The following is an 18,510-nucleotide window of genomic DNA, read 5'->3' as shown; positions in this document are numbered from 1 at the left end:
ACTCGCTACAGATCAAGGGTTAACCGAACGTTAATCCGGCAAGATGAATATTGACACATGTAGCAACAAATTAGTTGCGTATACCTCTAAAAGCTATATCGTGGCATATGCCTCTATTTTGACCGGATGTCAGCGCAGTTGGCCCGGAACACAGACGGGCGAGGCAGGAGGAAAGCACTGTCCAGTGCCTCCTTCAGTGTTCAACTTCCTGTCTGGATCACACCTATGCTCAGCCTTGTGCGCATCGCATTGCGGCGCCCCTATACCTTCCTGGTATTGGCTATTTTCATTCTGATTGTGGGCCCGCTCGCGGCCTGGCGTACCCCGACCGACATCTTCCCCGAAATTCGCATCCCCGTGATTGCCGTGATCTGGCAGTACACCGGCTTGCCTCCGGATCAGATGGCCGGCCGGATCACCTCGCCGTTCGAGCGGGTGCTGACCACCACGGTCAACGACATTCGCCATATCGAGGCGGAGTCGTTGAACGGCTTCGGCATCGTCAAGGTGTACTTCCAGCCAGGCGTCAATATCAGTACCGCCAACGCGCAAATGACTTCGGTGTCCCAGGCCATCCTGCGTCAATTGCCACCGGGCACCACGCCGCCGCTGATTCTCAACTACAGCGCCTCGACCGTGCCGATCGTGCAATTGGCGTTGTCCGGCAAAGGCCTCAGCGAACAGAAGCTCGGTGACCTGGGCCTCAACACCGTGCGCCTGATGCTGACCACGGTGCCCGGTGCGGCACTCCCATACCCATTTGGCGGCAAGACCCGCCAGGTGCAGATCGACCTCGACTCGGCGCGGATGCAGGCACGTGGGCTGTCGGCGCAAGACGTGGCCACCGCCCTGGCCACGCAGAACCTGATCACCCCAATAGGCACGCAAAAGATCGGCAGCTATGAGTTCAACCTGCAACTGAACAACTCGCCGACGGACTTCCACGACCTGGAAAACCTGCCGATCAAGACCGCCGACGGCACTACCGTGTTGATTCGTGACGTGGCCACCGTACGCGACGGCAACCCGCCGCAGACCAACATCGTGCACGTCAACGGCAACCGTTCCGTGTTGCTGCCGGTGCTCAAGACCGGTTCGGCCTCGACCCTCGGGGTGATCGCCGGCATCAAGGACAAACTGGCCGACAACAAAGGCGCGCTGCCGCCCAATCTGAACATCGACTTGATCGGCGACCAGTCGCTGTTCGTGCGTTCGGCCATCAGCGGTGTGGCCCGTGAAGGGGTGATTGCAGCGGCGCTGACCAGCCTGATGATCCTGTTGTTCCTCGGCAGTTGGCGCTCCACGGTGATTATCGCCACCTCGATTCCGCTGGCCATCCTGTCGTCGATTGCCACGCTGTCGGCGCTCGGTGAAACCCTCAACATCATGACCCTCGGCGGCCTGGCATTGGCCGTGGGGATTCTGGTGGACGACGCCACGGTGACCATCGAAAACATCAACTGGCACCTGGAGCAGGGCAAACCGGTGGAGACGGCGATCCTCGACGGTGCGGCGCAGATCGTCACGCCGGCGTTCGTGTCGCTGCTGTGTATCTGCATCGTGTTCGTGCCGATGTTTTTCCTGGAAGGCGTGGCGCGCTTCCTGTTTGTGCCGATGGCGGAAGCGGTGATCTTCGCGATGATCGCCTCGTTCATCCTCTCGCGAACCCTGGTGCCGACCCTGGCCAATTACCTGCTCAAGCCTCACGAACATCATGCGGACGGCACGCCGGTGGTCGCGCCGTCGAGCAACCCGCTGGTGAAATTCCAACGCGGGTTCGAGCGGCAGTTCGAAGCGTTTCGCGGGATTTACCACGGGGCACTGGAGAGTGCCTTGCATCACCGCCGTATCGTGGTGATCGCGCTGCTGGCGTTTGTTGCCGTGTCGTTTGCGCTGGTGCCATTTCTCGGCCGCAACTTCTTCCCTGAGGTCGACTCCGGGCAGATCCTGCTGCATGTGCGTGCCCCGATCGGTACACGGGTCGAGAGCAATGCGCGGCTGGTCTCGCAGATCGAAAACACCATTCATAAAGTGATCGAGCCCCAGGAACTGGCGGCCATCGTCGACAACATCGGCCTGGCCATCAGCGGGATCAACGTGGCCTACAACAACACCGGCACCGTGGGCTCCCAAGACAGTGATATCCAGATCAGCCTGAAAGAGGGCCATCGTCCCACCGCCGAATACATGCGCGAACTGCGTGAACGACTGCCCCGTGAATTCCCGAATGCGGTGTTCTCGTTCCCGGCGTCGGACATCGTCGGGCAGATCCTCAACTTCGGCTCTTCCGCGCCGGTGGATGTGCAAGTCAGCGGCAATAACCTGCCAGCCAACTTCACCTATGCCAGCACGTTGCTGCGGGAAATCCGGCGGGTGCCGGGGGTGGTGGATGCGCGCATCCAGCAGTCGCGGCAACTGCCGACCTTCAATATCAACGTGGACCGTACCCAAGCCCAACTGGTGGGCCTGAACGAGCGCGACGTGACCAACAGCCTAGTGGTTAACCTCGCCGGTTCCAGCCAGGTGGCGCCGACGTTCTGGCTCAACCCGGCCAACGGCGTGTCCTACCCGATTGTGATGCAAACCCCGCAATACGGCCTCGACACCCTGGCCGCCTTGCATAACCTGCCGTTGAGCGGCAGTGCCGGTGCGGCGTCGGACCAGACCCTCGGCGGCCTGGCCTCCATCGACCGCAGCCACAGCAACTCGGTGGTGACCCAGTCGGATATCCAGCCGGTGGTCGAGGTCTTGACCGCGATCCAGGGGCGCGACCTCGGTGCCGTCGCCGCCGATATCCAGAGGATCCTCGCCGCCCACGCCAGTGAAGTGCCCACCGGTTCCAAGGTGCTGTTGCAGGGCCAGGTGCAAACCATGAACGCGGCCTTCAGTGGCTTGCTGTTTGGCCTGCTCGGCGCGGTGGTGCTGATCTACCTGTTGATCGTGGTCAACTTCCAGTCATGGGCTGACCCGTTCGTGATCATCACCGCCTTGCCGGCGGCGCTCGCGGGGATTGTGTGGATGCTGTTCATCACCCACACGCCGCTGTCGGTACCGGCGTTGACCGGGGCGATCATGTGCATGGGCGTGGCCACCGCCAACGCGATCCTCGTGGTGAGCTTCTGCCGCGAACGCCTGGCGGTGCACGGGGATGCGGTGCAGGCGGCGCTTGAGGCCGGCTTTACCCGTCTGCGTCCGGTATTGATGACCGCGATTTCGATGATCATCGGCATGGCGCCGATGGCCCTGAGCCTGGGGGAGGGCGGCGAACAGAACGCCCCGCTGGGCCGTGCGGTCATCGGCGGGTTGGCCTTCGCCACCATTGCCACGTTGTTCCTGGTTCCGCTGATTTTCAGTCTTGTGCACGGGCGGCGTCAGCACGCCACGCTTGCGACCACCGCCACTCAAGGGGTTTGACATGTCTGCTTCCGTTTCCAATCCGGGTTCACCCCGCCGTAACTCCCGTGGTCTGCTCTGGCTGGTGCTGGGGCTGGTAGTACTGGTCGCCGTGGTGGTGTTCGGCATTGGTGTGCGCGCCAGCGAATCCCGCGACCTGAAAACCTGGACCGATGCCCAGGCCTTGCCCAGCGTGATCCTGATCACTCCGAGCGTGCAGCCTCAAGGGCCGATCCTGAATTTGCCGGGGCGCCTTGAGGCGTATTCGCGGGCGTCGATCTTTGCCCGGGTCAATGGCTACCTCAAGACCTGGAACGTCGACATCGGCGACCACGTGAAGGCCGGGCAACTGCTGGCCGAAATCGACACGCCGGAGCTGGATCAACAACTGCTGCAAGCCAAGGCTGTACTGGCTTCGGCCCAGGCCGACGAGTCGCTGGCACAGACCACCGCCAAGCGCTGGCAGGCGATGCTGGCCTCGGATTCGGTGTCGCGCCAGGACGTGGATGAGCGCACCGGCGACCTCACCGCCAAGCAGGCCAAAGTGGTCGCGGCCAAGGCCAACGTCGACCAGTTGGTTGCCACCAAGGGCTTCCAGCGGTTGACCGCGCCGTTCGCCGGTGTGGTCACTGCGCGCTCCACCGATGTAGGTGCCTTGATCAGTGCCGGTGGGGCCACCGGCAAAGAGCTGTTCGCGGTCTCCGATGTCAGCCGCCTGCGGGTGTATGTGCAGGTGCCGCAATCGTCGGCGCCGCAGATCAAGGTGGGCACCGTGGCGCGTCTCAGCGTGCCGGAATATCGCGGTGAAGCCTTCACTGCGAAGGTGATTGCCACCGCTGATGCGGTCAATGCCGCGTCCGGCAGCACCCTGGTGCAACTGCTGGTGGACAACCCCGGCAGCCGCCTGTTGCCGGGCGGCTACACCAGCGTGCAGTTCACCTTGCCGGTGCAGACTGACGTGCTGCGTCTGCCCGCCAGCGCCCTGGTGTTCGATGACAAGGGCATGCGTGTGGCGACCCTCGATGCGAACAATCACGTGCACTTCAAGACCGTGACCATCGCCCGTGACTTTGGTGACAGCGTGGAAATCGGCAGTGGCCTCGTCGCCACTGACCGGGTGATCGACACCCCGCCCGACGGCCTGGCCGACGACGATTCGGTGCAACTGGCCGCCAACCCCGCAGAGGCCAAACCCCATGGCTAAGCGTACTTGCCTGGTATTGATCGCGACCCTGGGTCTGGGCGCCTGCCACCTGGCGCCGCCGCTGGACGTGCCGGACGTACCCGTGGCCGCGCAGTTCCATACCCAAGGACCGTGGACCGTCGGCACACCGAACGACCAAGCGAGTCGCGACGGTTGGTGGCACATCTACAAAGACCCGCAACTGGATGGGATGGAGCAGCAGTTGCTGCAAAACAACCCGGACTTGAGCGCGGCATTGGCTCACTATTCCCAGGCCCAGGCGTTTTTGGCCCAGGCGCAATCCGGGCTGTTTCCGAAGCTTATCGGGTCGGGCAATGCCCAGCGCATTCGCCAGTCGGACACCCGGCCACTGCGCTCGGCCAGCCCGCCGAATGTTTACGATTCCGGGACAGTGGGTGTAGAACTGGACTATGAAGTCGACCTCTGGGGCCGCGTGCGTGACACCGTTGCCGCCGGCACCAGCGACGCCCTGGCCGCCAAGGCAGACCTGGCTTCGGTGCGCTTGAGCTTGCAGGCGCAGTTGGCTGACAGCTACATCCGCCTGCGCGGCATCGACCGGCAAGACCAACTGCTACAGGAAACCAGCGATGCCTATGCCAAGGCCCTGAGCCTGACCGAAGGCTTGCACGGCGGCGGTATCGTTTCCGGCCTGGACGTAGCCCGGGCGCGTACCCAACTGTCGACGGTCAAGTCGCAACTGAGCCAGAACCGGGTGCAGCGTGCAGTGCTTGAACACTCGATAGCGGCGATGCTGGGTGAGTCCGCATCGACCTACGCGATTGCCCCCAGCGTCGCGGATATCGCCTTGCCCGGCGTGCCCACCGGCGTACCGTCTACGCTGTTGCAGCGCCGGCCGGATATCGCCGCTGCCGAGCGTCGGATTGCCTCGGCCAATGCACGCATAGGTGTGGCGAAAGCGGCCTGGTTCCCGGCCCTCACGCTGAGTGCCCAAGGCGGTTTCCAGAGTGATGAGTTCGCGCATTTGTTGAGTGCGCCCAACATCTTCTGGGCCATTGGCCCGTCGCTGGTGGGGACGATTTTTGATGGCGGCGCGCGCCAGGCCGGAGTCGACAGTGCCAAGGCGGCAACCGATGAAGCCGCAGCCAAGTATCGTGGTGTAGTGTTGACCGCGTTCGAGCAGGTGGAGAACAACCTGTCGATCATCTCCGGGCTCGACACTGCCCTGGTTGACCAGCGCGATGCTGCCGCTGCCGCGCAGTACGCCGAGGACTTGTCCCTGGCGCGCTATCGCCAGGGCGGCGCCGCGTACCTGGATGTGGTGACGGCGCAGGTAGCGTCGTTGCAGGCACAGCGAACTGTGCTGGATCTACAGACTCAACAGTTAAGCGCCAACGTAGGGCTGATCAAGGCATTAGGTGGCGGCTGGAATATTGCCCAACTGGCCCAAAAGAACCTGTAGGAGCGAGCTTGCTCGCGAAGGTCGTCAACGATAACGCGGGCGTCCTGAAAGCACACGGCGCTCTCGGGTTTTTCGCGAGCAAGCTCGCTCCTACAGTTAGTGAGTGAGTTATTTGGTTAGTTGTTGTGAACATTGAATCCAAGGAGTAGTGACATGACTGATTACGTACCGCCAAAAGTCTGGACCTGGAAGACCCAAAACGGCGGCACCTTCGCCAGCATCAACCGGCCCATCGCCGGTGCGACCCACGACAAGGAATTGCCGGTCGGTCGTCATCCGTTGCAGCTGTATTCCCTGGCAACGCCCAATGGCCAGAAAGTCACGATCCTGCTGGAAGAGCTGCTGGCCCTGGGGCACAAGGGCGCGGAATACGATGCGTGGTTGATCAAGATCGGTGACGGCGACCAGTTCGGCAGTGGTTTCGTCGGCGTCAACCCGAACTCGAAGATTCCCGCGCTGCTGGACCGCAGCGGGCCCAAGCCGATTCGGGTGTTCGAGTCCGGCGCGATCCTGCAGTACCTGGCCGAGAAGTTCGGCTCGTTCCTGCCCACCGAACCGGCGGCCCGCGCCGAGTGCCTGTCGTGGTTGTTCTGGCAGATGGGCAGCGCACCGTACCTGGGCGGTGGTTTCGGGCATTTCTATGCCTACGCGCCGACCAAGATCGAATACGCCATCGACCGTTTCGCCATGGAAACCAAACGCCAACTGGACGTGCTGGACAAGCAACTGGCCGAGCACGAATACATCGCCGGGGATGAGTACACCATCGCCGACATGGCGATCTGGCCGTGGTACGGCGGCCTGGTGAAAGGCCGCTTGTACGAGGGCGGAGAATTTCTCTCGGTGCAGGAATACAAACACGTACTGCGCTGGGCCGATGCCATCGAAGCGCGACCTGCTGTACAGCGAGGGCGCCGGGTCAACCGCGTGTCGGGCGAGCCTTCAGAGCAACTGCGCGAGCGTCATGACGCGTCGGACCTCGACCTGCACAGTTGACAGAGCTGACAACCCACACCTTGTGGCGAGGGGGCTTGTCCCCCGTTGGGCTGCGCAGCAGCCCTGAAAATTCACCGCGTTTTTTCAGGAAAATTCGGTGAGCTTATTGGGGCTGCTGCGCAGCCCAACGGGGGACAAGCCCCCTCGCCACAGGTTTCTGCGGTGCCTTCACGGCGCTCCCACTTGGCAATCACCAGCGGTGCCAGGGCATTGCCCAGCACATTCAATGCGGTGGTCGGCATTTCCATCAGGCGATACACCCCGGCGATAAACGCGATGCCCTCCAACGGCAAGCCCGCACTCGCCAGGGTCGCCGACAGAATCACGAACATGAACCCCGGCACGCCGGCCGCGCCCTTGGACGTCAGCACCATGGTCACCACCAACAGTGCCTGGTCGCCAAGGCTCAGGTCGATGCCATACAACTGCGCCACGAACAGCGTGCCGATCCCCAAAAACAGCGACGCACCGTCCAGGTTGAACGAGTACCCCACCGGCACCACAAAGCTCACCAGCGAAGGCGGCACGCCGTAGGTTTCGAGCTTCTTCATCAGTTGCGGCATCACCGCCGCCGAGCTGGCAGTGGAGAACGCCAGGATCAGTTCGTCCTTGATATGCCGCATCAACGCAAACAGGTTGATCCCGCACAGCCGCGCCACCAGGTTGAGCACCACCAGCACGAAGAACGCAATCGACACGTAGCTGACCATGATCAACTTGGCCAACGGCAGCAGCGAACTGAACCCGAAGTTGGCCACGGTCACTGCGATCATCCCGAACACGCCGATAGGCGAATAGGCCATGATCATCGACGTCACCTTGAACATCGCCTCCGACACCCCGCGCAGCAAGGCAATCACCGGGTCTTTGCGCTCGGCCGGCAAGCGCGAAACCCCGAGGCCAAACATCACCGCGAAGAACAGCACTGACAGCAAGCTGCCCTGGGCCATGGCGTTGATCACGTTGTCCGGGATGATCCCGACAATGATCTGCCCCAGGCTGTGGCCACCGCCGGCGCTGCTGGTGGGCAAGGTCACCGCGCTGGCTTTCAGGCTGGCCAGTTCGGTGCCGGCGCCCGGCTGGAGCAGGTTGCCCATCACCAGCCCGACGATGATCGCCAACGTGGTGATGCAGAAGAAATAGCCCAGGGACTTGGCCCCGATGCGTCCCAGGGATTTACCGTCACCGTGCCCGGCAATGCCCACCACCATGCAGGCAAACACGATGGGTACCACGATCATCTTCATCAGCTTGATAAAGATATCGCCCGCCGGTTGCAGCAGGTTGTCCACCAGCCACGGCCGGGACTCGGGAAAACGGTGCAGCAGGGCACCGATGGCGATGCCGGCGAGCAGGCCGATCAGGATTTGCCAGACCAGCGCGATGCGGGGCTTGTGCATGGGAATGCCTCATTTATATCAATGATTATGAGTGTTGTTCTAGGCAGTCAATGAGCGGCCATCCCTGGCCGCCGGGTGGGGCGGGTATCCGTCAGCGCAATCGATGGCACGCTTCATTCAGGCGACGGCAACCTTCTTCAATCACGTCAAGCGAGCTGGCGAACGACAGCCGGATATACGGCGACATGCCGTACGCCGCACCACTCACGGTGGCCAGGCCGTGTTCCCGCAGCAGGTACTCGGCCAGTTGTGTGTCGCTGTCGATCCGCTCGCCGTGCGGGGTGGTCTTGCCGATCAATCCGGCAACGTTGGCGAACACGTAGAACGCGCCATCCGGCGGGGTGAAGCTCACGCCGGGAATGTCTTTCAACAGGCCCAGCATGTGTTCGCGGCGTTGCTGGTACACCTCGCGCATCCCGGCGATGGGCGCCTGGTCGCCGGCGAAGGCGGCCACCGCAGCGGCCTGGCTGAGAGAGCTGGGGCAGGTGGTGGTTTGCGAGAGCAGCTTGGCAATGGCCGCGATCAGCCACGCCGGGCCAGCTCCGAAACCCAGGCGCCAGCCGGTCATGGCATAGCCCTTGGAGGCACCGTTGACGATCAGCGTGCGCGGTTTCAGGTCCGGTGCGAGTCGGGTCAGGGAAACGTGGCGGGCTGCGTCGTAGACAAAGTGCTCGTAGATCTCGTCAGCCATGATCAGCACATGGGTATGACGCCGCAGCACCTCGGCCAGGGCCAACAGCTCGGCCTCGTTGTACACCGCGCCACTGGGGTTGTTCGGGCTGTTGAGGATCACCCATTTGCTGCGCGGGGTGATCGCCTGCTCCAGGGCTTGCGGCGACAGCTTGAACCCCAGTGACTCATCGCCGGGAACGATCACCGGCGTTGCGTCATTCAGCCGCGCGATGTCCGGGTACGACACCCAATACGGCGTGTGCACGATGACTTCGTCGCCGCGATTCAGGGTCGCCGCCAGGGCGTGATAGATGATGTGCTTGCCACCGCAGCCGGCAATCACTTCGTCCAGCCCGTAGTCCAACTGGTTATCACGCTTGAGCTTGAGGCAGATCGCCTGGCGCAGGGCGAGGGTGCCGCTGGTGGCGGTGTAGTGGGTGTCGCCACTGTGCATCGCGGCGCTGGCTGCTTCGAGGATATGCGCGGGTGTATCGAAGTCCGGCTCGCCCACGGTGAAGTTGACGATGTCCCGACCCTGGGCGCGCAGTTCGCTGACCAGTGCGTTGGCGGCGATGCTCGGTGAGGGCGCAATGCCCAGCACCCGATCGGACAGAAATGCAGTGCTCATGATGTTCCCCTTCAACCTGCCAGGCCGGCCTGTTGCAGCACCTTGTCGATCCAGCTCTGGCGCACCGCACCGCTGGCGATTTCGGCTTTGACTTCCTCTTCGTGGGCCGCGTGTTGTGCGGCCTTGCGCAGTACTTCGGCGGCGTCGGCCTGGGAGAAGGCGACCAGGCCGTCTTCGTCACCCACCAGCACATCCCCCGGGTTGATCAGCATGCCGCCGATGGACACCGGCACATTCACTTCCCCCGGGCCAGTCTTGTAAGGCCCGCAATGCACCACGCTGCGGGCGTAGCAAGGCGTGTCCTCGAAGCTCGCAACATCGCGAATCGCCCCGTCAATCACAAACCCCACGCAGCCGCGTTGCTGGGCGTAGAGCTTGACCAACTCGCCGATCACCGCGTTGTTGGTGTCGCCCTGGGCGTCCACCACCAGCACGTGGCCGGGCTCCAGCATGCTCATGGCCTTGTAGATCAGCAGGTTGTCGCCAGGGCGGGTTTTCACCGTGAGCGCGGTGCCCACCAGCTTGCCGGTACGGTTGTAGCGGTTCAGCCCACGGGCGCCGATGTGCCGGCCGAGGTTGTCGCTGATGTGCGGGGTGACCACGTGAGTGAAGGCTTCAAGCACTTCGGCAGAAGCCAGCGGTGGGTTGGGGAGGATGCGGGAACCGGGCAAGGACATGGCTGTAACTCCGATTGATCTTATGGGTCTGTGGCTAGATCTTAGGAGCGATGAAGAAGCAGTTTTAGCGATATTTTATTATCTGATAGGATCGCTTTTTCTCATGGGAGGTGGCCGATGATCACGTTCAAGCAAATCGACGCGTTGTACTGGATTGCCGAGCTGGGCAGTTTCGAGGCAGCGGCGAACAAGCTGAACATGTCGCAGTCGGCGATTTCCAAGCGCATCCAGGAGTTGGAAGAAACCTTCGATGTCGAGATTTTCGACCGCAGCAAACGCAATGCCCGGCTGACCGAAAAAGGCGCCGAGTTGCTCGACTACGCCAAGGACCTGCTGGAGCGTCGCGACTACTTGCTGGAGCGGGTGAGTACCCGTGAAGTGCTGGTGCGCAGGTTTCGTCTCGGGGTGACGGAACTGACGGCCTTCACCTGGTTGCCTGCGCTGGTGGAAGCGTTGCGTGAGGCGTATCCCAAAGTGCAGATCGAGCCGTCAGTGGAGTTGAGCAGCGAGCTGTTTCGCAAGCTGGAGAGTGATGAACTGGACCTGGTGATCGTGCCCGATGCCTACAGTGATTCGCGGTTTCTGAGTACGCCGTTGGGCAGTGTGGAAAACGCCTGGATGTGCGCCCCGTGGTTAGTCAGTGAGCCTGATCCGGTAGGGCTTGAGGCGTTGGCAGGGTACACGGTGCTGACCCAAGGTTCGCACTCCGGGACGGGCCTGCTTTATGAGCGCTGGCTGGCGGCGCATGCTGTGCAGATGCCGCGTAAGCTGACCAGCCATAACTTGCTGGTGCAGGTCGGGCTCGCGTTGTCGGGGGTGGGGGTGAGTTACTTGCCCAAGGCGTGCTTGTCGCATTTGATCGAGCGCGGAGAATTACGCGCATTGGAGACGGAACCGGCGCTGCCCAAGGTTGGGTATGTGGCGTTGCATCGCGGGGATCGGCAGTTTGGGTTGAACCAGAATGTGGCGCAGTTGGCGGTGCAGTGTTGTGATTTTTCGCGGTTGTTGTTTTGAGTGTATATCCGTTATTTGGGTAACGGCTACTTAGGGTTCCGCTCTTACAGCGGGTCACTTTTGAAAAGCGCAAAAGTAACCAAAACGCTCTGCCCCGCCTGTCGGCACCTCGCCTAGGCTCGGCGTTCCCTCACTCCGGCATTGCTCCGCGGGCCGCCGCGACGGGCCATCCATGGCCCGGCGCGGCTAAACCGGCGTCCTGCCGGTTTACCCGCTCCTCAATACCTGCGTTCGGCCTCGGGCTGAATGGGGCAGTCAGATCAAGATCAAAAGCAGATCAAAAGCAAGAGCACAGCGGCCTACAGGCCGGCTTGAGTGTTAGAAGCGAAAGCAAAGCTGCTTTTCTGTAGGAGCGAGCTTGCTCGCGAAAAACCTGAGGCCGCCGCGTTGAATCAGGATGCCCGCGTCATCGTTAACGACCTTCGCGAGCAAGCCCGCTCCCACATTTTGAACCGTGCCCGCTTTTGATTTGGCTGTTGCTTCACCACACTCAAGCCGGCCGGTAGCCCCGGCCGGCTTGAGTGTTAAGAGCGAAAGCAAAGCTGCTTTTCTGTGGGCTTGCTCGCGAAAAACCTGAGACCGCCGCGTTGAATCAGGATGCCCGCGTCATCGTTAACGACCTTCGCGAGCAAGCCCGCTCCCACATTTTGAACCGTGCCCGCTTCTGATTTGGCTGTTGCTTCACCACACTCAAGCCGGCCTGTAGGCCGCTGTGCCCTTGATCTGCTTTTGATCTTGATCTTAGGCGCCCCGTTAAACCACGCTGGCCGAACGCAGGCTTTGGAGCGTGGGTAACCCGGCAGGACGCCGGGTTAGCCGCGCTGGGCCAAGGATGGCCCATCGCGGCGGCCCACGCTCCAAAGCCGGAGTGAGGGCACACCGAGCCTGGGCGAGGTGCCGAGTGGTGGGGCAAGAGCGTTTTGCTTACTTTTGCGCTTTTCAAAAGTGAGCCGCTGTAAGAGCGGAACCAATAGTAGCCGTAACAAAACCAACGGATATGCCCCCAACCACCGCCCCCAACGCCATATGCCGGAGGGACGCCCCGAACCGCTGAGTGCGCCGTTGTTGGCCTACCAGCGGTAAGTCACCGAACTCGTACTGTTTGCCTTCGGTGGGCACAAACACTTGCCCGGCCTTGCTCACACCCGCTACCGGGAAGAACGATTCGCTGTAGCTCAGGTACGGTGCCAGGCCGTTGCCAGCCTTGTACACCAACCCTGCGCGCGAGGTGGTGGCCTCGTCGAACTTGATCTGGTCCTGGAAATACACGCCTTTTTGCAGGGAGTCGATCTGCGAACCACGGTCGGTATTCGGTAATCGGTTGACCACGACCGGCTGGTTGTTGATGGAGTTCGCAAGGTCCAACGACGGAGCATTGCCACGGAAGTTGTGGGCGGTGTGCATGGAATGAAAGCAAGCACGGGCCAGGTAGGGCCCCTATATTTATGCGGCCCTTGCTGATAAATAGAGCGGGTGAATCCCCAAGTAGATACCCGGTGTAATCAATCATGAAGCGCCATTTCGAAGATTTGCAGTTGGGCAGCATCGAGCTGTTCTGCCTGGCTGCCGAGGCCAGCAGCTTTACCGCCGCCGCCCAGGTGGCGGGAGTGACGCCTGCGGCGGTGAGCCGCAGCATCTCGCGGCTGGAAGAACGCCTGGGTTCCCGGTTGTTTGTACGCACCACCCGCAGCATCCGCCTGACCGAGGGCGGCCGGACGTTTTTCGAGCAATGCCGCCAGGCCCTCACGCAACTGGTGGAAGCCCAGCAGGAAATGATGGGCGCGCAATCGGTGCCGTCCGGGCTGTTGCGCATCAGCATCCCGACCACCTACGGCCATCACCGGATCCTGCCGCTGCTGCCGAAATTCCGTGCGCTGTACCCGCAAGTCACCGTGGATATCCACATCAGCAACCGCAATATTGATTTCGTCGCCGAAGGCTATGACCTGGCCATCCGCGTGCGTGCCCAGCCGGACTCGACGCTGATCGCGCGGTTGCTGGAAGACGCCAAGCTGGTGGTGGTTGCGGCGCCGTCGTATCTGAAGCGTGCCGGCACGCCCCAAACCCTGGAGGATTTGCCGGACCATGAGTGCATCCAGTACGAATTGCCGAGCAACGGGCGGCGCATTTCCTGGCTGTTCCAGGTGGACGGCAAGGAGCGAGAGTTTGCCGGTGAAGCGGGCTACAGCTGCTCTGACGATGTGCTCGGTGGCGTAACCCTGGCCAAGCACGGCGCGGGGCTGTTCCAGACCTATAAATTCATCGTCGAGGACGAGTTGGCCAACGGCAGCCTGGTGGAGGTGTTGCAGCCTTACGGTGGACGCTCACGGCCGTTTACCTTGCTGTATCCCCACGGCCGCTACGTGCCCCATCGGGTGCGGGCGTTTGTGGACTTTCTGCTGGAGCATCGCGCCGAATGGGCGGTGCTGTAGCGGCGGATAAATCCCAGGTCAGCATCAGTTGGCCGATGGCAGTATCGATGGCATTAGCGTCGACGCCATCCCGAGCCAGGATCGACACGCCTTGCAGGAAACTGTCGTAGACCGTAGCCATCGCTCGGGCGTTGGTATCGGCAGGTAACTGGCCTGCGCGAATGCCACGCTCGACGCAATGCACAATGCCCGCTCGGGTGCGCTCCCGTGAATGAGTCAGTGCATGGGTGACTTGCGCGTTCTCGGGGGAGGGCGCACTCATCACGCCCAGGGCCACCATGCAGCCTTTGGGATGCCCCTCTTCACACTGCATGCGTGCGGATTGGCGCAGCGCGGTCTCGATGGCCTGGCGCGGTGGCAGGCCGTCATCCCACAGGCATTCGGTGACCTGGGCGAACGTCGCCAGATAACGCTGCACGCATTCCTGGAAAAGCGCGTCCTTAGAGCCGAACGCCGCGTAAAAACTCGGCGCGGAGATGCCACCGCCCAATCCGCTTTTCAACTGGCTCAGGGACGTGGCGTCGTAACCGTGCTCCCAGAACAGGTGCATGGCCTGTTCCACGGCCTGGTCTCGGTCGAAAGTGCGGGGGCGGCCCATCTGTGCCATGGGGGAATCCTCTCGGGGTAATGAGATAAATACTAGTCGATACATAAGTCGTTGACAACGCTACGTGGTGCGCCCAACATTTATATCGATCGGTATTTAAGTCCTCTAGTTCAAGGAGTTTCCCTGTGACCCCCTCAACCACCTTATCGGCAGACGCCGTTCCCGACCGCTTGCCCATCGGCGCCTTGCTCGCCCTGGCCATGACCGGTTTTATCTGCATCGTCACTGAAACCTTGCCGGCAGGCCTGTTGCCGCTGATCAGCGATGGCCTGGGCGTTTCAGCGTCCATGGCCGGGCAGATGGTCACCGCCTATGCGCTGGGTTCGGTGCTGGCGGTGATCCCGCTGACCATCGCTACTCGCGGCTGGCGTAGACGCAATGTGCTGCTACTGACCATCGTCGGTTTTCTGCTGTTCAATTCCATCACGGCGCTGTCGTCCCACTACGGGCTGACGCTGCTGGCGCGGTTCCTAGCCGGGATGGCCGCGGGGCTGGCCTGGAGTTTGTTGGCCGGCTATGCGCGGCGCATGGTTGAACCGCATCAGCAGGGCAAGGCATTGGCACTGGCCATGGTGGGCACGCCGATTGCGCTGTCACTCGGCGTGCCGCTGGGCACCTGGCTGGGTGGACTGGTGGGCTGGCGCACCACCTTCGGCATCATGTCGGCGCTGACCCTGGTGTTGATCGTCTGGGTGCTGGTGAAAGTGCCGGATTACCCCGGCCAGTCAGCCCATCAGCGTATGCCGTTGCGCAAGGTGCTGACCACGCCGGGCGTACGGCCAGTGCTGGCGGTGGTGATCTCATGGATGCTCGCCCACAACATTCTCTATACCTACATCGCGCCGTTCGTGGCCCCGGCGGGCTTGGTGGATCGTGTGGATCTGGTGTTGTTGGTGTTTGGTATAGCGGCGCTGCTCGGGATTTGGGTGACCGCTCGGTTGGTGGATGTGGCGTTGCGCAAGACGGTGCTGGTCAGCCTGGCGGGCTTTGCGGCGACGTGCCTGGCGTTTGGTTTTCTCGCGCAGGTGCCCGGGGTGATTTATGTCGGTGTGGCGGTGTGGGGCTTGAGTTTTGGTGGCGCGGCAACGTTGCTGCAAACCGCATTGGCGGACGCGGCCGGCGATGGGGCAGACGTGGCGCTGTCGCTGAATGTGGTGGCCTGGAACAGCGCCATTGCGGGAAGTGGTGTGGTGGGCGGAGTGTTGCTCGATACCTGGGGTGTGGCGTCATTCCCGTGGGCAATGTTGGTGTTGCTGGCGGTGGCTTTTGCGATTACGTGGGCCGCTCGCAACCATGGTTTCAAACCTGGGCACCGGGCGCACGGCAAGCCTGCGGTTGGCGGGCACTGATATTTCCAAAGTCGTTGAAATAACCGGTTCTAACATCAGACAAATCTTAAAATAATCCGCCAATCAGCCGATATCCCGAGGCATAGGCTTTTAACCCCGGGAGTATTGGCATGACCATCAAGAGAATGTCTGCAATCCATGTTGGCCTGCTGTTCAGCCTCTCCGGCGCCTGCATGGCCGCGAGCCCGGTGGGGCAGGGAGTCATTTACTTTCACGGCAGCATTGTCGAGGCGTCTTGCACGCCGCTGACCATGGCCGACGGACTAAAACTCAGCAACTGCCCGAGCCTGGCACGTGGCAGCGCCATCAGCGTCCGTAACGTGGAGCCGGTGAGCTCGGTCACTGCCCTTGATCACAGCGCCGTCAGCGTGAAACTGGTCGCCGACAGCGGGCGGTCGGGGCCTTATTACCAGCAGCAATACACATTGGTGGATGGCCAAGGGAAGCCTGTGAATTCAGGCAAGTACCTGGTGACATTGACCTCCCCTTAAGCGGAAAAAAACCGGCTTATTCAGGTGCCTTGACTAGCATGTACTTGCTGAAATTATTGATGTGATCATCGAGGTTATCCTCAAGCATCATTCGGTACTGATCACAGAAATACTTCAGCATCGCCTCACGGGCCTGGGCCATTTCTTCGCCGGATTTAAAGCTGCGTGCGCTGACCCAGGCATTGAACCGTGTGGTGCCGAACATCATAGAGGCGCTGACTTTGCCCAGGTCGGCGAACGCCCTGAACTGCTCGTTGGACAGCTCAATGTGCGCGTCCGCGCGATCGTAGAAGCCGTTGTCGGTGGTGTCTGGCATTGCGATTACCTTCCTGTTCGTGAGTGCGGCGAAGGTACCGCCGCGCTCCCCGGGAAGGCAACCACGTTGGCCGCTTCAGGCCTCATTTATTGCGCGTCACCCTCCACACCGTGTTGGCCAGGTCATCGGCAATGATCAGCGCACCCTTCGGATCAACAGTGACCCCCACCGGCCGCCCGCGAGTCTTGCCATCATCTCCACGGAAACCCGTGGCGAAGTCCAGCGGTTCGCCGGCCGGCTTGCCATTGCTGAACGGCACGAAGATCACCTTGTAGCCCACCGGATTATCCCGGTTCCAGCTGCCGTGCTCGCCGACGAAGACGCCGTCGGCATATTTCTCGCCCATGGCCGGGATGGAGAAGTCGACGCCCAGTGCGGCAACGTGGGAACCCAGGCTGTAATCCGGTTTGATCGCGGCGGCGACCTTGGCCGGGTTTTGCGGTTGGGCGCGGGTGTCGACGTTCTGGCCCCAATAGCTGTAGGGCCAGCCGTAGAACTCACCTTCGCGCACCGAGGTCAGGTAATCCGGTACCAGGTCCGGCCCCAGTTCATCCCGCTCGTTGACCACCGCCCACACCTGTCCGGAGCCCGGTTGAATGGTCAGGGCGGTCGGGTTGCGCAAACCGGTTGCGTAAGGCTTGTGCGCACCGGTGGCGGCGTCGATCTGCCAGACCATCGCCCGGTCGATCTCGACCTCCATGCCGCGTTCGGTGATGTTGCTGTTGGACCCGATGCCGACATACAGCGAGCGGCCATCGGGGCTGATCGCCAGGGATTTGGTCCAGTGATGATTGATCGCGGCAGGCAGGTCGGTGACGGTGGTAGGTGGGCCACCGGCCTTGGTCTGGCCGTCCTCGTAGTCGAAGCGCACCAGCGCATCCTGGTTCGCCACGTACAGCTTGCCGTCGGCAAAGGCCAGGCCGTAGGGCGCGTTGAGGTTTTCGGCGAACACGGTTTTCAACTCGTAGGTGCCGTCACCGTCGGCATCCCGCAGCAGGGTCAGGCGATTGCCGCCTTTGACCTTGGTGTTGCCCTCGGCCTTGATCACGCTGGCGATCACGTCCTTGGGCTTGAGTTTCGCCGCGCTGCCGCCGCGGCCTTCGGCGACGAGGATGTCACCGTTGGGCAGCACCAGGGTCTGGCGCGGAATCCGCAGGTCGGTGGCGATGGCCGTGATGCTGAAACCCTCGGGCACGGTGGGTTTCTGCTCACCCCAGGCCACCGGTTCGGCGATCTTCATGCTGGGCAACAGGCCGCGCTGGGGTTCCGGCAGCTTGGGGTCGGGACCGCGGACTTGAGTGCTGTCGGCTTCGCCACCGCAGGCGCTTAACAACATCGCCATGCTTAAAACGGTCAGCGTGCTGGAAGGCTTCATTGGGCACCTCCCGAGCGCAGGTTGGTCAGCCCGACCCACGTGGTCACGCAGGCCAGCAGGGTCACGACGGCAGACAGCACCAGGCCCGAAGGCATCACGGCCCAGGCATCCTTCGCATGTTCAAAGGCATTGACCAGGCCCAGTGCCCAGGTGACCAGCAACAACAGGAAGTACACCGTGGGGCGCCCGGCCTTGCGGTCGGCCCGCAGCAGGTTGACCAGCGCAAACAACCCCGCCAGCCCACAGAACACCAGGCCGCCGGCGATCAGCCAGGCGGCGAAGTTGCTCCATTGGATCTGGTAGGTCTGGTAGTAGGCAATGTCACTCAGCAAGGCGCCGAGAAACAGCGGGACGGTACCGGCAAGCAAGGTCGCGTGAAGCGGGCCAGGCGTACAGCGGTAGGTGAGGGCGGGGGTGACGGTCACGGGCGGCTCCTTATCGTTGAGCGGCCCTGATGAGGCTCATCAGGGCCGCGCTGACTGCGCTTAAGGAAGGAGCCTGCTGCTTGCGCGTTAGTTCACCGTCTATTCGTTTCT

The 18,510-nt window shown here is 62.1% G+C and carries 16 protein-coding genes; 8 read left to right on the top strand and 8 right to left on the bottom strand.

Features of this window, described 5'->3' with window-relative positions:
* The first annotated feature begins 225 nt into the window (after window positions 1–225).
* The 4 genes from HBJ59_RS00450 to yghU all read left to right on the top strand — a co-directional run bounded on the left by HBJ59_RS00450 (window position 226) and on the right by yghU (window position 7,013).
* The gene (locus HBJ59_RS00450; protein WP_167662491.1) at window positions 226–3,414 is read left to right on the top strand and encodes an efflux RND transporter permease subunit; all 3,189 of its coding nucleotides are present in this window, start codon (window positions 226–228) and stop codon (window positions 3,412–3,414) included.
* A 1-nt stretch (window position 3,415) separates the two neighbouring features.
* Entirely contained in the window at window positions 3,416–4,597 is a 1,182-nt protein-coding gene (locus HBJ59_RS00445; RefSeq protein WP_167662490.1) for an efflux RND transporter periplasmic adaptor subunit, read from the top strand.
* Window positions 4,590–6,017 carry an efflux transporter outer membrane subunit gene (locus HBJ59_RS00440; protein WP_167662489.1) on the top strand — a complete coding sequence of 476 codons (1,428 nt, stop codon included), beginning with the start codon at window positions 4,590–4,592 and terminating at the stop codon, window positions 6,015–6,017. Before HBJ59_RS00445 ends, HBJ59_RS00440 begins: the two co-directional genes overlap by 8 nt.
* Before the next feature lie 153 nt (window positions 6,018–6,170).
* On the top strand, window positions 6,171–7,013 hold the full coding sequence (gene yghU, locus HBJ59_RS00435) for a glutathione-dependent disulfide-bond oxidoreductase (RefSeq protein ID WP_167662488.1): 843 nt from the start codon (window positions 6,171–6,173) through the stop codon (window positions 7,011–7,013).
* 71 nt (window positions 7,014–7,084) lie between these two features.
* Here yghU and HBJ59_RS00430 read toward each other — a convergent pair whose 3' ends face one another.
* The 3 genes from HBJ59_RS00430 to HBJ59_RS00420 form a co-directional block, all read right to left on the bottom strand.
* Complete coding sequence (locus HBJ59_RS00430; protein WP_167662487.1) at window positions 7,085–8,413, bottom strand: cation:dicarboxylate symporter family transporter; 1,329 nt, start codon at window positions 8,411–8,413, stop codon at window positions 7,085–7,087.
* Between the two features lie 91 nt (window positions 8,414–8,504).
* A complete protein-coding gene (locus HBJ59_RS00425) occupies window positions 8,505–9,713 on the bottom strand; it encodes a pyridoxal phosphate-dependent aminotransferase (RefSeq protein WP_167662486.1) in 1,209 nt (402 codons plus the stop codon).
* 11 nt (window positions 9,714–9,724) lie between these two features.
* A complete protein-coding gene (locus HBJ59_RS00420) occupies window positions 9,725–10,390 on the bottom strand; it encodes an RraA family protein (RefSeq protein WP_076014563.1) in 666 nt (221 codons plus the stop codon).
* A gap of 117 nt (window positions 10,391–10,507) precedes the next feature.
* Here HBJ59_RS00420 and HBJ59_RS00415 point away from each other — a divergent pair, with 117 nt between their 5' ends.
* Window positions 10,508–11,404, top strand: coding sequence for a LysR family transcriptional regulator (locus tag HBJ59_RS00415; protein ID WP_063031899.1), 897 nt, complete (start codon window positions 10,508–10,510; stop codon window positions 11,402–11,404).
* Window positions 11,405–12,343: 939 nt separating this feature from the next.
* Here the strand turns inward: HBJ59_RS00415 and HBJ59_RS00410 are convergent.
* Complete coding sequence (locus HBJ59_RS00410; RefSeq protein ID WP_256670824.1) at window positions 12,344–12,808, bottom strand: hypothetical protein; 465 nt, start codon at window positions 12,806–12,808, stop codon at window positions 12,344–12,346.
* Window positions 12,809–12,912: 104 nt separating this feature from the next.
* Here HBJ59_RS00410 and HBJ59_RS00405 point away from each other — a divergent pair, with 104 nt between their 5' ends.
* Window positions 12,913–13,836 (top strand): LysR family transcriptional regulator, encoded by a 924-nt coding sequence (locus HBJ59_RS00405; protein ID WP_167662485.1) that lies wholly within the window; start codon window positions 12,913–12,915, stop codon window positions 13,834–13,836.
* Here HBJ59_RS00405 and HBJ59_RS00400 read toward each other — a convergent pair.
* Complete coding sequence (locus HBJ59_RS00400; RefSeq protein ID WP_167662484.1) at window positions 13,739–14,443, bottom strand: TetR/AcrR family transcriptional regulator; 705 nt, start codon at window positions 14,441–14,443, stop codon at window positions 13,739–13,741. The genes HBJ59_RS00405 and HBJ59_RS00400 overlap by 98 nt on opposite strands.
* A 125-nt stretch (window positions 14,444–14,568) precedes the next feature.
* Between HBJ59_RS00400 and HBJ59_RS00395 the strand changes: the two genes are divergently transcribed.
* Both HBJ59_RS00395 and HBJ59_RS00390 read left to right on the top strand, forming a co-directional pair.
* On the top strand, window positions 14,569–15,792 hold the full coding sequence (locus tag HBJ59_RS00395) for an MFS transporter (RefSeq protein ID WP_167662483.1): 1,224 nt from the start codon (window positions 14,569–14,571) through the stop codon (window positions 15,790–15,792).
* A 110-nt stretch (window positions 15,793–15,902) separates the two neighbouring features.
* Window positions 15,903–16,283, top strand: coding sequence for a type 1 fimbrial protein (locus HBJ59_RS00390; RefSeq protein WP_167662482.1), 381 nt, complete (start codon window positions 15,903–15,905; stop codon window positions 16,281–16,283).
* Between the two features lie 16 nt (window positions 16,284–16,299).
* Here the strand turns inward: HBJ59_RS00390 and HBJ59_RS00385 are convergent, their stop codons facing one another.
* The 3 genes from HBJ59_RS00385 to HBJ59_RS00375 form a co-directional block, all read right to left on the bottom strand.
* The gene (locus tag HBJ59_RS00385) at window positions 16,300–16,599 is read right to left on the bottom strand and encodes a DUF3144 domain-containing protein (RefSeq protein WP_167662481.1); all 300 of its coding nucleotides are present in this window, start codon (window positions 16,597–16,599) and stop codon (window positions 16,300–16,302) included.
* A gap of 82 nt (window positions 16,600–16,681) precedes the next feature.
* Complete coding sequence (locus HBJ59_RS00380; protein WP_167662480.1) at window positions 16,682–17,974, bottom strand: sorbosone dehydrogenase family protein; 1,293 nt, start codon at window positions 17,972–17,974, stop codon at window positions 16,682–16,684.
* The gene (locus HBJ59_RS00375; RefSeq protein ID WP_167662479.1) at window positions 17,971–18,399 is read right to left on the bottom strand and encodes a DUF2231 domain-containing protein; all 429 of its coding nucleotides are present in this window, start codon (window positions 18,397–18,399) and stop codon (window positions 17,971–17,973) included. Before HBJ59_RS00375 ends, HBJ59_RS00380 begins: the two co-directional genes overlap by 4 nt.
* Window positions 18,400–18,510: the final 111 nt, after the last annotated feature.

The sequence above is a fragment of the Pseudomonas sp. AN3A02 genome (assembly GCF_011765255.1).
In the GTDB taxonomy this organism is placed as follows: domain Bacteria; phylum Pseudomonadota; class Gammaproteobacteria; order Pseudomonadales; family Pseudomonadaceae; genus Aquipseudomonas.
This window is presented reverse-complemented; position numbering and strand designations above follow the sequence as displayed.